The organism is Metabacillus endolithicus (assembly GCF_023078335.1).
GTDB lineage: Bacteria > Bacillota > Bacilli > Bacillales > Bacillaceae > Metabacillus > Metabacillus endolithicus.
Window position 1 is genome coordinate 1,873,505 of record NZ_CP095550.1, and the last position, 15,792, is coordinate 1,889,296.

12 protein-coding genes and 1 riboswitch are annotated in these 15,792 nt (G+C 37.0%); of the genes, 1 reads left to right on the top strand and 11 read right to left on the bottom strand.

What is annotated here, in order from left to right; translation table 11 throughout:
- Positions 1-130: 130 nt before the first annotated feature.
- Complete coding sequence (gene hprK / locus MVE64_RS09930; protein ID WP_247346061.1) at positions 131-1,066, bottom strand: HPr(Ser) kinase/phosphatase; 936 nt, start codon at positions 1,064-1,066, stop codon at positions 131-133.
- A gap of 275 nt (positions 1,067-1,341) precedes the next feature.
- Complete coding sequence (locus MVE64_RS09935) at positions 1,342-2,646, bottom strand: diguanylate cyclase domain-containing protein (RefSeq protein WP_247346063.1); 1,305 nt, start codon at positions 2,644-2,646, stop codon at positions 1,342-1,344.
- Between the two features lie 188 nt (positions 2,647-2,834).
- Between MVE64_RS09935 and MVE64_RS09940 the strand changes: the two genes are divergently transcribed.
- On the top strand, positions 2,835-3,392 hold the full coding sequence (locus MVE64_RS09940; RefSeq protein ID WP_247346065.1) for an N-acetylmuramoyl-L-alanine amidase family protein: 558 nt from the start codon (positions 2,835-2,837) through the stop codon (positions 3,390-3,392).
- Between the two features lie 26 nt (positions 3,393-3,418).
- Here the strand turns inward: MVE64_RS09940 and MVE64_RS09945 are convergent, their stop codons facing one another.
- The 9 genes from MVE64_RS09945 to uvrB all read right to left on the bottom strand — a co-directional run bounded on the left by MVE64_RS09945 (position 3,419) and on the right by uvrB (position 15,737).
- Positions 3,419-4,927 carry a metallophosphoesterase gene (locus MVE64_RS09945; RefSeq protein WP_247346067.1) on the bottom strand — a complete coding sequence of 503 codons (1,509 nt, stop codon included), beginning with the start codon at positions 4,925-4,927 and terminating at the stop codon, positions 3,419-3,421.
- Positions 4,928-5,363: 436 nt separating this feature from the next.
- Positions 5,364-5,726, bottom strand: a complete 363-nt coding sequence (locus MVE64_RS09950) for a phage holin family protein (protein WP_247346069.1) — start codon at positions 5,724-5,726, stop codon at positions 5,364-5,366.
- Position 5,727: 1 nt separating this feature from the next.
- The gene (locus MVE64_RS09955) at positions 5,728-5,922 is read right to left on the bottom strand and encodes a PspC domain-containing protein (protein WP_121663520.1); all 195 of its coding nucleotides are present in this window, start codon (positions 5,920-5,922) and stop codon (positions 5,728-5,730) included.
- Positions 5,923-5,938: 16 nt separating this feature from the next.
- Positions 5,939-7,018, bottom strand: a complete 1,080-nt coding sequence (locus MVE64_RS09960) for a DUF4097 family beta strand repeat-containing protein (protein ID WP_247346070.1) — start codon at positions 7,016-7,018, stop codon at positions 5,939-5,941.
- A gap of 30 nt (positions 7,019-7,048) precedes the next feature.
- A complete protein-coding gene (locus MVE64_RS09965) occupies positions 7,049-7,372 on the bottom strand; it encodes a magnetosome magnetite crystal formation protein family (RefSeq protein ID WP_098799203.1) in 324 nt (107 codons plus the stop codon).
- A 562-nt stretch (positions 7,373-7,934) separates the two neighbouring features.
- Positions 7,935-9,623: a methyl-accepting chemotaxis protein gene (locus tag MVE64_RS09970; protein ID WP_247346072.1), complete on the bottom strand. Its 1,689-nt coding sequence runs from the start codon at positions 9,621-9,623 to the stop codon at positions 7,935-7,937.
- A gap of 211 nt (positions 9,624-9,834) precedes the next feature.
- A complete protein-coding gene (locus MVE64_RS09975; protein WP_247346074.1) occupies positions 9,835-10,545 on the bottom strand; it encodes an EAL domain-containing protein in 711 nt (236 codons plus the stop codon).
- Between the two features lie 74 nt (positions 10,546-10,619).
- A riboswitch (cyclic di-GMP riboswitch) is annotated at positions 10,620-10,707 on the bottom strand.
- A gap of 160 nt (positions 10,708-10,867) precedes the next feature.
- Positions 10,868-13,744, bottom strand: a complete 2,877-nt coding sequence (gene uvrA, locus MVE64_RS09980) for an excinuclease ABC subunit UvrA (RefSeq protein ID WP_247346076.1) — start codon at positions 13,742-13,744, stop codon at positions 10,868-10,870.
- Positions 13,745-13,751: 7 nt separating this feature from the next.
- A complete protein-coding gene (gene uvrB, locus MVE64_RS09985; protein WP_247346078.1) occupies positions 13,752-15,737 on the bottom strand; it encodes an excinuclease ABC subunit UvrB in 1,986 nt (661 codons plus the stop codon).
- Between the last annotated feature and the right edge of the window lie 55 nt (positions 15,738-15,792).

Genomic DNA, 15,792 nt, shown 5'->3' on the forward strand with positions numbered 1-15,792 from the left:
ATCCATCTTTTAATTACCTTTGACCAACCATCCTTATTTTACTTTTTATCAATCAAGAATACTACCTTATTATTCCAAAACAATAGAACCGGAGCGATGACTCCGATTCCACATAGTTGGTTAGTATTCCTTATTCTTCCTCGTTGTCTCCATCTTCAATTACACCGGCAAGCTTATTTGTAAATTGTTCCGCTGCATTCACACCCATTCGTTTTAAACGGTGATTCATCGCAGCTACTTCGATAATAACAGATAAGTTACGTCCAGGACGAACAGGAACTGTTAGCTTTGTAATATCTGTATCAATAATTCTCATTTTATCTTCTTCAAGACCAAGGCGGTCGTATTGTTTATTTTGATCCCATAGTTCTAAGTTAATCACAAGCGTAATACGTTTAAAGCTTCGAACTGCACCAGCACCGAATAGAGTCATTACGTTGATGATTCCTAGTCCTCTAATTTCTAATAAATGTTCAATAAGCTCAGGTGCACTTCCAATAAGCGTATCCTTATCTTCCTGACGAATTTCTACACAATCATCTGCAACAAGACGATGACCACGTTTTACAAGCTCAAGAGCTGTTTCACTTTTACCAACACCGCTTTTTCCTATAATCAAAACACCCACACCATAAATATCAACTAACACTCCATGAACAGCAGTTGTTGGGGCAAGTTTTCCTTCAAGAAAGTTCGTCAAATGACTTGATAAACGGGTTGTTTTCATCGATGAACGTAACACAGGAACTCCTTCACGTTCAGAGGCATCGATTAGCTCCTGAGGAGTTTCCATTTCTCTAGTCACAATAATGGCAGGAGTAATATCTGTACAAAGCTCGTCCATACGATGCTTTTTCTCTTGTGCGGAAAGCTGGTGAAAAAATGATAATTCCGTCTTACCGAGTAACTGAACACGTTCTTTCGGATAATATGTAAAAAAACCAGCCATCTCAATACCAGGACGTGACAAATCACTTGTTGTAATTGGACGATTTATTCCTTCTTCTCCACTAATCACTTCAAAATTAAATTTGTCAATAAGATCCTTTGTGCGAACTTTTGGCACGGTGTGTCCTCCTTTATTAACTAGAAAGAAAATCTTTCTATGTTCATTAATATATGTTTAAATCCTTGCTAGTCTTAAGTTTCTTACACCAAATACTTGTTCATCTGGAAAGAAAGACTTCTTTTTCTATTCTAGCATTAGTATCCTGCTTTCCAAAACTATTTATTAGATAATTAAAAAACTCTCCTACTGGTGAGCCAGCAAGGTGTCGTAGCTACTACTTCAAACTTAATTAACATATGAAAAAATGGTGCATTTCATCATGAAATGCACCATCATTTATTAACGAACGAATCACACCAAAACGTAACATCGTTCTTACCATTTTCTTTTACTTCATAAAGGGCGTTATCAGCTCTTTTAATTAATTCTTCTGATGTTAATTCAACATCATTATAGATTGAGATTCCTATAGATGCTGTAATACGGATTTGATGATGTTCAAATAGTATTGGTTGTTTTAGCTCAACTTGAATTTGAGAAGCAATTTTTCGAACAACTTCCTCATCGCTTGGAATAGAAACAATAATAACAAATTCATCACCACTTAAGCGGCAAACAATATCTTTATTTCGAATACTATTTTGAATTCTCCTAGAAAATTCAATCAAAATGGCATCACCGCCAGCATGTCCGAACGTATCATTTACTTGCTTAAAAGAATCAATATCAAGGTACATTACCGCCATTTCCATTGAGTGAACCTTAGACTTTCTCATTTCATCTTTTAATAATTCATTAAAATAATATCGATTTGGCAGGCCTGTTAAGGAATCATGAAAAGCTAAATTTCTTAATTCTTCTTCATACTTTTTACGTTCGCTAATATCTCTTGACACAATAATCGTTCTCTTTTTATTTTCATCAACTACATAAGAACCCCTTAATTCCATCCATATTAAACAGCCACTTGCATGTTTATAACGAAGCTCTGTTTCTAGAACTGTATTTGTTTTTTCTAGCTGTTCAACCAAGTTCATAAATGAAAGAATGTCATGTTCAGAAATGAATGCTGAAATATTCTTGTCCAAACATTCTACTGATGAGTACCCTAACAACGGTTCTGAGGAAGGTGAAACATATGTGATTGATTTTTGATCATCAAGAATCATAATTAAATCTGACGTATGATCGGCAATAAATCGATATTTTTCTTCACTTTCCCTTAACTTTCTTTGAGCCTCAATCTGTTTGGTTACGTCCTTATACATTCCAACCGTGCATACTAGCTCCCCATTATGATTATGCACAGGACAGTAGGAGGATACAATATCAATCACTTTCCCTTCCTTTGTCACTCGTTGTGCTTCATGATATTTAATGATTTCACCTTTTTTCATTCTTTCTAAAAAGCCTTTTTGCTTCTGAAGTGTTGGAAGAATTGGAGGATGAGGGTTACCAATTAATTCTACAGTGCTGTAACCAAGAATTTCTTCAAATGCAGGATTTGCTTTTAATAGAGACCCATCCGGAGCAATTAAAAAGATGGCATCATTTGTATTATTCCAAATGATTTCAAGCTCATCAATGGAGGTAATTTCTTTATGATCTGATACGATGTAACGTTTGTTTGAGTTCAACACAATTCCCCCGTAATATATGTAAGAAATAGAACGTTAGTTTTTATCCATTTAATTATAATAAAAAATATCAAGAATAGGAAAGTTATAACATGTTAAATTTTAACTTTTTCAAACATCCCGCTACTCTAGCCTATCAAAAAGTCTATATACATAGTGAAAGAATAAATGAAAGTGGAGGTTTTAGCATGAAGATCATGATCGACGCTGGACATGGCTACAGCACCCCTGGTAAACAAACCGTTGATGGTATGAAGGAATATGAATTTAACCGAGCCGTTGCCATTGAAATGAAAACAAGATTTACTAGCTACGAAGGTGTCACAATTCTTTTTTCACACTCAGACGAAAAAGATGTCCCTCTCAACGAAAGAACAACAAAGGCAAATCAAGCAAAGGTTGATTTATTTGTCTCCATTCATGCAAATGCACATGGCAATGGAAAGGAATGGACTTCTGCAGAAGGAATTGAAACATTTATATATACCTCCAGACCAAAAACTGCCCTTGGATTGGCATCAAAAGTACAAGAAGCATTGGTTCACCGGACCTGTCGGAAAAATCGAGGAGTGAAATCAGCAGGCTTTCATGTTTTAAAAGCAACAAAAATGACAGCCATTCTCTGTGAATGTGGGTTTATGACAAACAAAACAGAGGCAAAGCTATTGCGGACTGCTGCTTATCAAAAAACATGTGCCGAGGCAATTTTTGAGGGAATTGAATCATATTATAAGCTTAAAAAGTAAACAAAAGAGTGATGAGATCAACCTCATCACTCTTTTTGATATGCCACCTTTTCACCTGCTAGATGTTTATAAATGTTCACTTCAAAATAAGTCGTTGAAATCATCTTCTTTGTTCTCTTCACATTAATGTCCATTGTAAACTGTTCTTTATCTGGATATTTCTTTGGATCATAATAGTGATACTGATTCAAATAAGGAGAATAGGCCCCAACATCAATTGAGTTTGTTTCCTCATCAATATGGAGCAAGCGTAAAAAACCATTTCCTCCTTCTCCACCTTTTTGATAATCCGCAAGAATTTGATATACCTTCCGATCAACATCTCCATCTTGATCATCATCGAGCTCATCGACCTTTAGCTGACTGCTATGATAATGACCACATAGAACAGCAACAACATTTTCATTTGGAACAACCACTTTTTTAAACAATTCATTTCCTTGACGACTTCGTTTTCCGTTCTTTTTTAAATACTCGTGAAACGAGAGAATCGCTGTTCGATCAGAATGTCGCTGAAGAACCTTATTCATCCATTTTATTTCTTCTTCCCCGATATCCCAGCCCATATAAACAAAGATATAATCCTTTCCATTTGCAGAAATCAAGTCATAATGACCTCGATTATCATCATAAGAGCCACCATAATAGGATTTATGTTTAAACCGATGTTCGCCAAAATACTGCTTATATTTTTTGAAATCGTCTCCTTCATCATGATTGCCCGGGAGAACTCCATAAGGTATCTTCGCAACATCTAATGTATTCATATAGGCACTTGCTCGTTGCCATTGCTTTTCATCGTGAGCTTTATTGACAATGTCGCCGGTATGAAACACATAACGAATATTCATCACATCTTTGTTTTGAGCAATCCATTCTGTAATGCTTTTAAAAATGGCGGGATAATCCTGTGCATAATATTGAGTATCTGTCATCCAAACAAACGAATAATCATAGCTTTTTCCGTGTTTCGGAAACTGGTCCTGTACAATCACACTAATTTTACGGTCTTGCACGTATTCATCTGCTTTTATCGTTCCATTTAAAGCAAATTCTTCATCACTTGCTACAGTGCCATCAAGCTCCGTCCACTTTTCGTTTGCCACATTCCAGGCATACATGGTGACTTGCCTTCCCGGAAGTGACTTTCCCTCCCAATGAAGTGTTACCTTATCCGCCGGTTTTATATTTCGGTTCACTTTTACGTCAAAGCGGTGATAAGGAAATTTCGTGACAGAGTCTGTTCGATTCACATCACTGTTTTTCTCTATTAGCGAAAGATATTTTTTATAGGAAAACTCTTTTTCACCCTTGGGAGCAAAAACTTTAGGTGGTTCTGTTGATGTTGCATTTTCACTGATCACAAGTGATTCTTGATTAATCGAATTATACTGATCAGCATGATAGTAATTTTGTACCACACTCACTTCCTTGCTAAGTGAAGGCTGGTACTGATGATCAGAAGGAAATGCTGCAGGTAAAAGAAAGGTCATACAAAGAATTGAGATAAGCTTTTTTAATCGTTGTTTGAACATGCTACTCACCCAATACTAGTATGTGCAGGATGAGGCAGTTTTACCAAAGGTTGATGAAAGAAGTACTTTTAGTAATTGTCTGTTAAATTTACCTGATGAATTCAATGTCGTTGTTAAGAGTGATTGATGAAAGTTTTCACAGTACCGCACTTGTTATTACATCTCTAGTATAAATCGTACTCCTTTCTAAAATTATTGTTTTTACCGAATAACTAATTAAGGTTGATTGGAGTGGCAGGTGCGAGACTCCTGCGGGAGCAGCGGGACAGGTGAGACCCCTCAGACGCAAGCGTCGAGGAGGCTCACCGCACGCCCCGCGGAAAGCGAGCAACCTAGAGCGGAAATCAACCTACACAACACTCGTTACATAGTAACAAAGTCTATGAGACTAAACTAAAAAAGAGCAAGACAACTCTCACTCTTTTTAAACAAACGTTTATTTATCCTTCTTCATCGGCTCGACAATGCCCTTTTGAATCATCAAATGAATAATGGAAATAAAAACCGATGCTAGTAAAGCTGTTCCAAAGCCATCAATCACAAAAGAATCTCCCATTAATCCTTGAGCGATCATAAGAGTCACTGCATTAATGACAAATAAAAACAAGCCTAGTGATAATACCGTAACAGGTAATGTTAATAAAATTAAAAAGGGTTTTACTAACACGTTAAGAATAGACAAAAGTAAGCTTGCTCCCAAAGCTGCTGCAACACCACTCAATTGAAACGAATCAAAAAATCCTGCTACAACAATTAATATGAGCGCATTTACTAGAATACTTATTAGCCATCTTGTCATCTTAATAATCCGTTTCTTCTGGTATTAAAAAGATCGAGACAATATAAATCAATGCCAATGGAAAAAATCCTGTAAAGATTAATAAAACAACGAACAATATTCTTAATAGTGATGCATCAATACCTATATAGTTTGATAAGCCTCCAAGTACACCTGATAACTTCCGATCATGACGTGATCGAAACAATCTTTTCATTTTCCATCATCCTTATTTATTTAATTGTAATAGATCCTGTTTTTGAATCTGCAAAAACAGTTAATTTCGCTTCGTGTGCTGTTCGAAATTTCAGTTCTTTTTGAATGGTTTCATTCTTTTCAAATGAAACATCTACATTTCTTACTTTTGTGGAAAGAGTCCCTAAATTTGACTTTAATTCCCCGATCATTCTGGTATCCTCAGGTACATGAATATCAATGTTGCCTGTTGTTGTTTTGGCATAAATAGTTTCACAATTCTCATCGTTTAAAGTGAGCTGTACATTTCCATTGAAACTTTGCGCATCCACTTTTTCAGCCGAACCATTAAACTGAATCAGGCCACTAATTGTTTCTGCTTCTATTTTACCAAAGCTTGAGTTTGCTACTTTAATTTGTCCATTCGCTGTTTCAAATTCACCTGTTGTTGCTTGTATATCCGAGAAGGAAAGAACACCATTTGCTGTTTTCGCCTTGATTGTCCCTACTTTTAAACCTTCCCCTCTTATTGGTCCATTAAACAACTTGATCTTTACTCTTTCATAAGATTGCTGCGGTACTCTTATATACACATTGATTTTCATCATTTTTTTCTCTGTAAAGAAAATAAAACGATTTCCTTCCATTTGGCAGTCAACACCTGTTAAAAAAGTTTCCCTTGCCTGTTCATTGTTTTCAACTCGATAAACTTTCACATCACATTCGACCCGAATATCTTCTTCATTCCATGGTTCAACTATGACACTTCCATTTGGAAGATGAATGTCAATATCCCGAAAATCAGAGTCTTGAAACTGAAAAATATGTTTAAGATCAATAGATTTACCAAAGTTTAAATCCAAGTCCATATCCTTTACTTTTTTCACAGCAGAATCAACCCAATCCATCAGCTTATTTCCTAATGATTGCTGTTTTGAATCATTTGCGTTATGTTGTTCTTGCTTATAATCAGCTATGACCTCAGTTGAAAGAGCTGTGATCTTCTCTGCCTTCACTTTTTCTTCATTTTCCAATGATTCTATTAATGAAAGAGCCTCAACTGCAGATAGCTTCCCTTCTTCTACCAACTTTAAAATTCTAATTTTTTGATCCTTCATGAACATTCCTCCTCAGATATTTTTTGTTTTTTAATCCCTAATTAAAAGCTGTATTCCTTTTACAATGTTCCAAATCCCAACAATCAAATTAATCAAACCTACAAAAAGAAACCCAAAAATGAAGGATAAAAATATTCCCTCCTGAGAAGAGTCAGCTCCTGCTGAAAAGAAGAGTACCATGACCACACCGATCAGTGACAAAAACGGTATGATATGTGACACGAGTGCTTTTTTCGCATGACTCTTAACTTCCAACTGATCAACAATAAAATAAATCGCAATCGGTAACAAAAAAGGCGCAAAGAACACGCTAAAGTAATTCAAAGATGCTAAGAATCTATTTGTTTTATCCATTTGTTCTTTTCACTCCCTTATCATTAATACGTATGAAAAGATAAGAGGTTTCAGGCTTTGATATGTATTTTTTCTACTTACCCTAAATTATTTATGATCTAAATAAAGTTTGAAGAGCACTCCCTTTTAACTTCTTTATATGTATTCATCTTGCTTGAAGACCATGCAAAATTGGTATATGATGGATATAAAAACATATACTAAAAGACGATTGGTGAACGATCACCAACCGCCTTTCATTGTTTCAGTTACTCCGCAGTGCAAGTTGCGGTGGCTGAGGCTTGTAGAACATAATACGATTAGCTCACTACCTTCATCGCCAAATGTCAGGGTGGGGCTAGTCGTTTTTATTTCCGCTGTTTCCTGTTGCGGCTATAATCGAAACGACCAGAGCGGCAAATGCAATCATCGTATCCAACTCATCACGTGTGATGTACAAGGCATCACCCCCGATCTGCCCCGGGAGTAACCACCGCAGCCCAACCCCTGCATAGTAACTTGTTATATTATACCATTTTTAGAAGTTACTTTTTATCTCACTATATACCTATCTCCTGCTAATTTATAATTTAAATTTATTCACAACGATCTTTAATTCCTCTGCCATTTGCGCAAGAGCTTGAGCTGATGCATCAATCTCTTCCATCGAAGCCAATTGCTCTTCAGCAGAAGCTGCTACCTCTTCAGAGCTTGCCGCATTAGCTTGGGAAAGTTGAGATATTTCCATAGCTGAATTGGTAATTTCATCAATGCTAGCCGAAATTTGTTGAACAGTTGCTGTTACCTGTTCAATTTGCGGAGTCATATTTCTTGTACTAGAAAGGATTTGCGTAAACTTATTTGATGTTTGTTCTGATACTTTTACTCCTTCCTCAACGTTTGTGACAACTTCATTCATGATGTTCACTGATTCAACCGTATCACTCTGGACTAAAGCAATTAACTCTGCAATACTTTTTGTAGATGCTTGTGATTGCTCAGCTAATTTCCTCACCTCATCTGCCACAACAGCAAAACCTTTACCATGCTCACCAGCTCTTGCTGCTTCAATCGCTGCATTTAAGGCTAATAAATTTGTTTGTTCAGCAATACCACTGATCACATCTAATATGGAGCCAATTTCTTTTGATCGTAGTGATAATGACGTCACTTTTTCATTTGAACGACTAATAGACTCAGAGATAAACTTCATCTGTGCTAAATTATTTTCAACAAACGTTCCGCCTTCCTCAGCTTCTTTTGTTGTTTGTCGTGATAGTTCAGACACATTTGCTGAGCTTTCAGAAATATGTTGAATTCCTTGTAAAACCTCTTGTAATGAAGTTGTGTTGCTTTCTAATTTTGTTGTGGTTTCTTCAGCTCCACTCGCAATCTCCTGAATGGCAGATGAAACAGTTTCTGTTGCTCTGCTTGATTGTTCCGCACTTGCATTCAATTGCTCTGCTGATGCCGCTACTTGATCAGAGCTTGTAGAAATCGAACTAATCATTTCCCTTAAATTATCTGTCATTTGCTCAAAAGACTCGTTTAGATAATAGATTTCATCTTTACTCTTAATCTTTAATTTTTCTACGTTTAAATCGCCTGCAGCTACTTGTTTTGCTATGTTTCCTAATTTCACAACAGGTCGCGATATGAAAATAGATATAACAACACCGCACGCAATAGCAAATAATAGGGCAAAAATGCTTAAGATCAACACTTTCACTCTTGCGTTATCTGATGATTCCTGCGTTTCCTTAAATCGAACTTCTAATATTTCTTTTATCCAATTATGCATTGAAAGGGTATCTTCTGTTAGACGATTGCTTATAGGAACGATTTGTTCTAGCCCTTTATCAATCGCTGTCTCTTTATCAACTAAACTTTCATCCAGAATTTGATTTGCCTTTTCTCTAAACTCAATATTCGAGTTCTCAATTGTATTCAAGCGATCAACCGTTTCCTGCAAGGTAGATAATTCTTTCCCTTTTAAAATTGCCGCATTAATACGATCATTCGCTTCATTCATTTTGTCTCGGTAACTATTATCACCATATAATAAAAATGCACGATAATATCCTGATTGTAGCGCTGAATCGGTTTGAATAGATTGAGTAATTGCACGTACCTCAGCAACAGTTTCAACGATATAATTGTATGACTCATTTGACTGCTTCATATTGGAATATGAGACATATGAAGCTATTCCAAAGATCAATGAGACGATTAGGAAGCTTCCTATTAATTTCTGTTTTATTGTTAATTTCATGATGTAAATTTCTCCTTTTGTCTTGATTTAATAAAAAACAAAAAAACACCTTTAATCCAAGCATACACCTCTTGGAATTAAACGCGTTATTAGCAAGTGGCAGGTTCGCTACCCTAATACCAGTATCTCTTACTTATTTCCAAATTAAATATTATAAAGTAACAGGGTCGCTATTCTTTCCTAATATTTACTTCATTCTTAGGTTTTCTGATTAGCCATTACTAACACTGGCATAATTGGTTAATAACTGCGGCCTCCCCAGTAAGTAACCTTGTCCTAATGGAATGGAAAGGCTTTGAGCTATCTCTAAGTCTTTTATTGTTTCTATACCTTCGAGAATGACACTAATATCATATCGTCTGCAATACTCTAATATTAAATAGATAAAAGCCTGTTTTTTCTCTGAAAGGTGTAAATCCTTAGAAAAATAACGATCGAGCTTTATATATTCAGGATCAAGCTCAATAATATCTTGTATATACGCTTTCCCCTTTCCTACATCATCAAATGCAATACTTATACCATAACTTCTTAGAGTATCAATTCTCTCTTTCAATTGATCAAGATCTCTTACAGTCTCAACCTCAGATAATTCAAATGTGATATTTTGATTGGATAGCAACTTTTCTGTAGCTAACTTGTTTAAGAAATCCGAAAATCCATGATTAAAAATAGTTGATGGAAAAATGTTTAGAAATAGCTTTTCATTTGATTCATTCGTACGAAACGTTTTTAGAGCTTTGTAAACGGACAGAGTATCTAGTTGAAATAATTGCTTGTTTATGATTGCTTGTTGAAAGAACAATTCCGGATTAGTAAAATCATTAGATCTTAGAAGTCCCTCATAACCAATCCTTTTCTTATCTTTTAATGAAAAAATAGGTTGAAAATGATGGTAGATGTTTCCTTCGTTGATCGGCACGTAAATCCCCCCTTTGTTAAGACAAAAAAGTGAACGAGAAGAATACTCGCTCACTTTACAATAGTAAAATATTCTCCGGCGGCTAGGCTACCATAGTAGATGATCTACCTTAGGTCCTTGGCTTTGCGCCCTTATCTTTCAATAAGTTTGCCATTATCATTTTATAGGTCTATTATACCACATCAAATTATTACAATTTCACCAACCGTTCGACAAATAATGACATTTTTACCATTAACTATTTTAACTCCACTTCTTAGGTATGAAAAATGAAAAATGAGGCTGAACATATCATTTCAGCCTCAACCTTAAATTAACCAAATTAACTTTGCGCTACTTCTTCTTTTTCTTTAATCAAATTTCTCATTCGCTCACGATCGCGCTCTATAATTGGTTTTAAATATTTACCTGTATAAGATTCTTCATTGTTCATAATATCCTCTGGTGTACCAAAGCCAACAATCTGACCACCTTTGTCCCCACCTTCAGGACCAAGGTCAACAATATAATCGGTGCCTTTAATAACATCAAGGTTATGCTCGATGACAAGAACGGTATCACCATTATCCACTAGGCGCTGAAGAACTTTTAAGAGTCTGGCGATATCATCAACATGCAGTCCTGTTGTTGGTTCATCAAGGATGTATAGTGATTTACCTGTTGAACGTCGGTGCAGCTCTGATGCAAGCTTCACCCTTTGTGCTTCCCCACCGGAAAGAGTGGTTGCCGGTTGGCCAAGAGTAATGTAACCAAGTCCTACATCAAAAATCGTTTGCAGCTTTCGTTTAATCTTAGGAATATTTTCGAAGAACGTTACTGCATCTTCGACTGTCATTTCTAAGATATCAGAAATATTCTTTCCTTTATAAGTAACTTCCAATGTTTCACGGTTGTATCGTTTTCCATGACAAACCTCACATGGTACATACACATCAGGAAGGAAATGCATTTCTATTTTAATAATTCCATCTCCACGACAGGCTTCACAGCGACCACCTTTAACATTGAAGCTGAAGCGGCCTTTTTTATAGCCTCTGACCTTTGCCTCATTAGTTGTTGCAAACACATCACGTATGTCGTCAAATACACCTGTATATGTTGCAGGATTAGAACGCGGTGTCCGACCGATCGGTGATTGATCAATATCTATCACCTTTTCAAGTTGTTCAATTCCTTTTATTTCTTTGTGCTCACCTGGCTTTGCCTTAGCATTATGAAGCTTTTGCGCCAGAGATTTATGCAGTACTTCGTTGACTAATGTACTTTTTCCTGATCCTGATACACCAGTAACAGCAATAAACATTCCCAACGGAAATTTCACATTCACATTTCGCAGGTTATTTTCTTTGGCACCTTTAATTTCAATATATCGACCATCAGGTTTTTTACGCTCATATGGTAAAGGAATAAACTTTTTCCCAGATAAATATTGACCTGTTAATGAGTTTTCATCACTCATGACTTCTTCAGGTGTGCCTGCAGAAATAACTTGTCCACCATGTATGCCTGCACCAGGACCAATATCAATTAAATAGTCAGCAGCAATCATCGTATCTTCATCATGTTCAACGACAATTAGTGTATTTCCGATATCACGCATATTTTGCAGGGTCTGAATGAGACGATCGTTATCACGTTGATGAAGTCCAATTGATGGCTCATCAAGTATGTATAAAACACCTGTTAAACGTGAGCCAATCTGGGTAGCGAGACGAATTCGCTGTGCTTCTCCACCAGATAAGGTTCCAGCTGCACGATTTAATGTTAAATAATCTAAGCCAACATTATTTAAAAAACCTAGCCTCTCGCTAATTTCTTTCAAAATCAAATTCGCGATTGTCATCTCTTTTTCTGTTAGAGATAAATGTTGGAAAAATTCAAGTGATTCCTGCACAGACAGCTTTGTTAGCTCTCCAACATGGTTTCCCTGAATTAACACGGCAAGTGATTCCTTTTTCAAACGATGCCCCTTACATGTAGGACAGTTTTGCTGACCCATGTATTTTTCCATTTGCTCACGGATAAAATCAGAGCTCGTTTCTTTGTAACGTCTTTCAACATTGCGAATAACGCCTTCAAACTGAATATAATTTTCTCGAATTTGTCCGAAGTCATTTTCATAACGGAAATATATTTCCTCGCCATCGCTGCCGTAAAGGATTTTATCTAGCAGGTGCTTTGGAATGTCCTTCACTGGAATGTCCATGTCAATTCCGTAGTGATCGCAAACTGCTTCAAGCATTTGCGGATAATATTGCGAACTAGTTGGTTCCCATGGGGCGATTGCATGCTGCTTAAGAGTTAAGTCTTTATTGGGAATAACAAGATCTAGATCAACTTTAAGCTTTGAACCGAGACCATCACATTCTGGACATGCTCCAAACGGGCTATTAAACGAGAACATTCTTGGCTCAAGCTCACCAATTGAGAAACCACATTGCGGGCAAGCATGATGCTCACTGAAAAGCAGTTCTTCTTCACCCATCACGTCGATAATGACTCTTCCTTCTCCAAGACCTAAAGCTGTTTCTAATGAATCAGCAAGACGTGAAGCTACACCTTCTTTGACAACAATTCGGTCAATTACGACTTCGATTGAATGCTTTTTATTTTTTTCTAACGAGATTTCTTCCGAGATTTCCTGCATCTCTCCATCTACCCGTACACGGACATAGCCTTGTTTTTTAATGTCCTCGAACACTTTAACATGTGTTCCCTTGCGACCTGACACAACTGGAGCAAGCACCTGTAGCTTTGTCCGCTCTGGATACTCTAGAATACGATCAACCATTTGTTCAATGGTTTGGGACGATATTTCAATGTTATGAATCGGACATGTTGGACGCCCGACTCTTGCGAAGAGAAGACGCAAATAATCATAAATTTCCGTTACAGTCCCAACCGTCGATCGTGGGTTTCGGCTAGTTGTTTTTTGGTCAATTGAAATAGCTGGTGATAATCCTTCAATCGCATCAACATCAGGCTTATCCATTTGTCCTAAAAACTGACGAGCATATGCTGATAAAGACTCTACATAGCGACGTTGTCCTTCAGCATAAATCGTATCAAATGCGAGTGAAGACTTACCGGATCCAGATAGCCCAGTAAGCACCACAAGCTTGTCACGCGGAATGGTTACATCTATGTTTTTTAAGTTGTGGGCACGTGCTCCCTTCACAACAATATGTTCCATTGCCATTATCGCTTCATCCTTCCGCTTTTAACTCTAAAATCAAATCACGCAGCTCAGCAGCACGTTCAAAATTCAATGATTTTGCTGCTTCCTTCATTTCATTTTCCATTTCAGAAATTACTTTATCTCGTTCTTTCTTCGTTAATTTCGTTAACTTATTCGCAGCTGTTGCCTCATAATCTTCTGGAGTTTCAGCAGCAGTTGTTGCACGAATGGAATCACGAATTTCTTTTTGAATGGTTTGAGGAGTGATTCCATGCTTTTCATTAAATTCTATCTGAATTTCACGACGACGCTTTGTCTCATTAAGTGCAATTTCCATTGAATTTGTAATTTTATCGGCGTACATAATAACATGTCCCTCTGCGTTACGGGCCGCACGACCGATTGTTTGAATAAGAGAACGTTCTGATCTTAAGAAGCCTTCCTTGTCTGCGTCAAGAATAGCAACAAGTGAAACCTCTGGAATATCCAAGCCCTCTCTTAGCAGGTTGATTCCAACAAGAACATCATATTTCCCAAGACGAAGTTCCCGGATAATTTCAATCCGCTCTAATGTTTTTATTTCAGAATGTAAGTAGTTTACTTTAATCCCTATTTCTTTAAGGTAGTTTGTTAGATCCTCAGACATTTTTTTCGTTAGTGTTGTAATGAGGACACGTTGATTTTTTTCAACTCTTGAGTGAATTTCGCCAATTAAATCATCGATTTGTCCTTCAATTGGACGAATATCAATCGTAGGATCTAATAGTCCAGTCGGGCGGATAATCTGCTCAATCATCTCAGGTGAATGGTCCATTTCATAAGGACCAGGTGTAGCAGATACATACACAATGTTTTCAATATGCTTTTCGAATTCCTCAAATCTAAGAGGTCGGTTATCCATTGCTGATGGTAATCGAAAGCCATGGTCCACTAGCACCTGTTTACGTGCCTGGTCACCATTAAACATACCCCGAATTTGTGGCAATGTAACATGTGACTCATCAATAACGATCAGTGAATCTTCAGGAAAGAAATCTAGTAACGTATAAGGAGTGGTTCCTGATGGGCGAAGTGTTAGGTGACGAGAGTAGTTTTCGATACCGGAGCAAAAGCCCATTTCCCTCATCATTTCTAGGTCATATCTCGTTCTTTGCTCAAGACGCTGAGCCTCTAGCAGCTTACCATTTTCACGCATTTCCTCTAAACGTTCCTCTAGCTCTGCTTCGATATTTTTTATGGCTTTCTCCATTTTTTCTTCTCTTGTAACGAAGTGAGATGCCGGGAAAATGGCCACATGCTCGCGCTCTCCCATGATTTCTCCTGTTAAAGCATCAACTTCACGAATACGGTCAATTTCATCACCGAAAAATTCTACGCGAATGCATTGTTCATCTCGAGATGCCGGAAAGATTTCCACCACATCACCGCGAACCCGGAACGTTCCTCTTCGAAAATCAATATCATTTCGTTCGTATTGAACATCTACCAATCTTCTTAGGAGCTGATTTCGTTCAATTTCCATACCTGTTCTTAATGAAACAACTAGCTCTTTATATTCCTCTGGCGAACCGAGGCCGTAAATACAAGAAACACTGGCAATGATGATGACGTCGTTTCGTTCAAAAAGAGAGGATGTTGCAGAGTGACGAAGTTTATCTATTTCATCATTAATGCTGGCATCTTTTTCAATAAATGTATCCGTTTGTGGAACATATGCCTCTGGCTGATAATAATCATAGTAACTAACAAAATACTCAACGGCATTATTTGGGAAGAAGTCTTTAAACTCACTGTATAGCTGCCCGGCTAATGTTTTGTTATGGGCAATAACTAATGTGGGTTTATTTACTTCTTTTATTAGATTTGAAACAGTAAAGGTTTTACCTGTACCTGTTGCACCTAGTAGTGTTTGATGCTTTTTTCCTTGGTTAATTCCCTCAACTAATGCTTGAATTGCCTTAGGTTGATCACCTTGCGGCTTGTATTTTGAGACTAATTCAAATTGCTCGCTCACGCATAAGCCTCCATTCAGAAAATGTCAATATCAATAGTTTACCACAAGTGTGTGG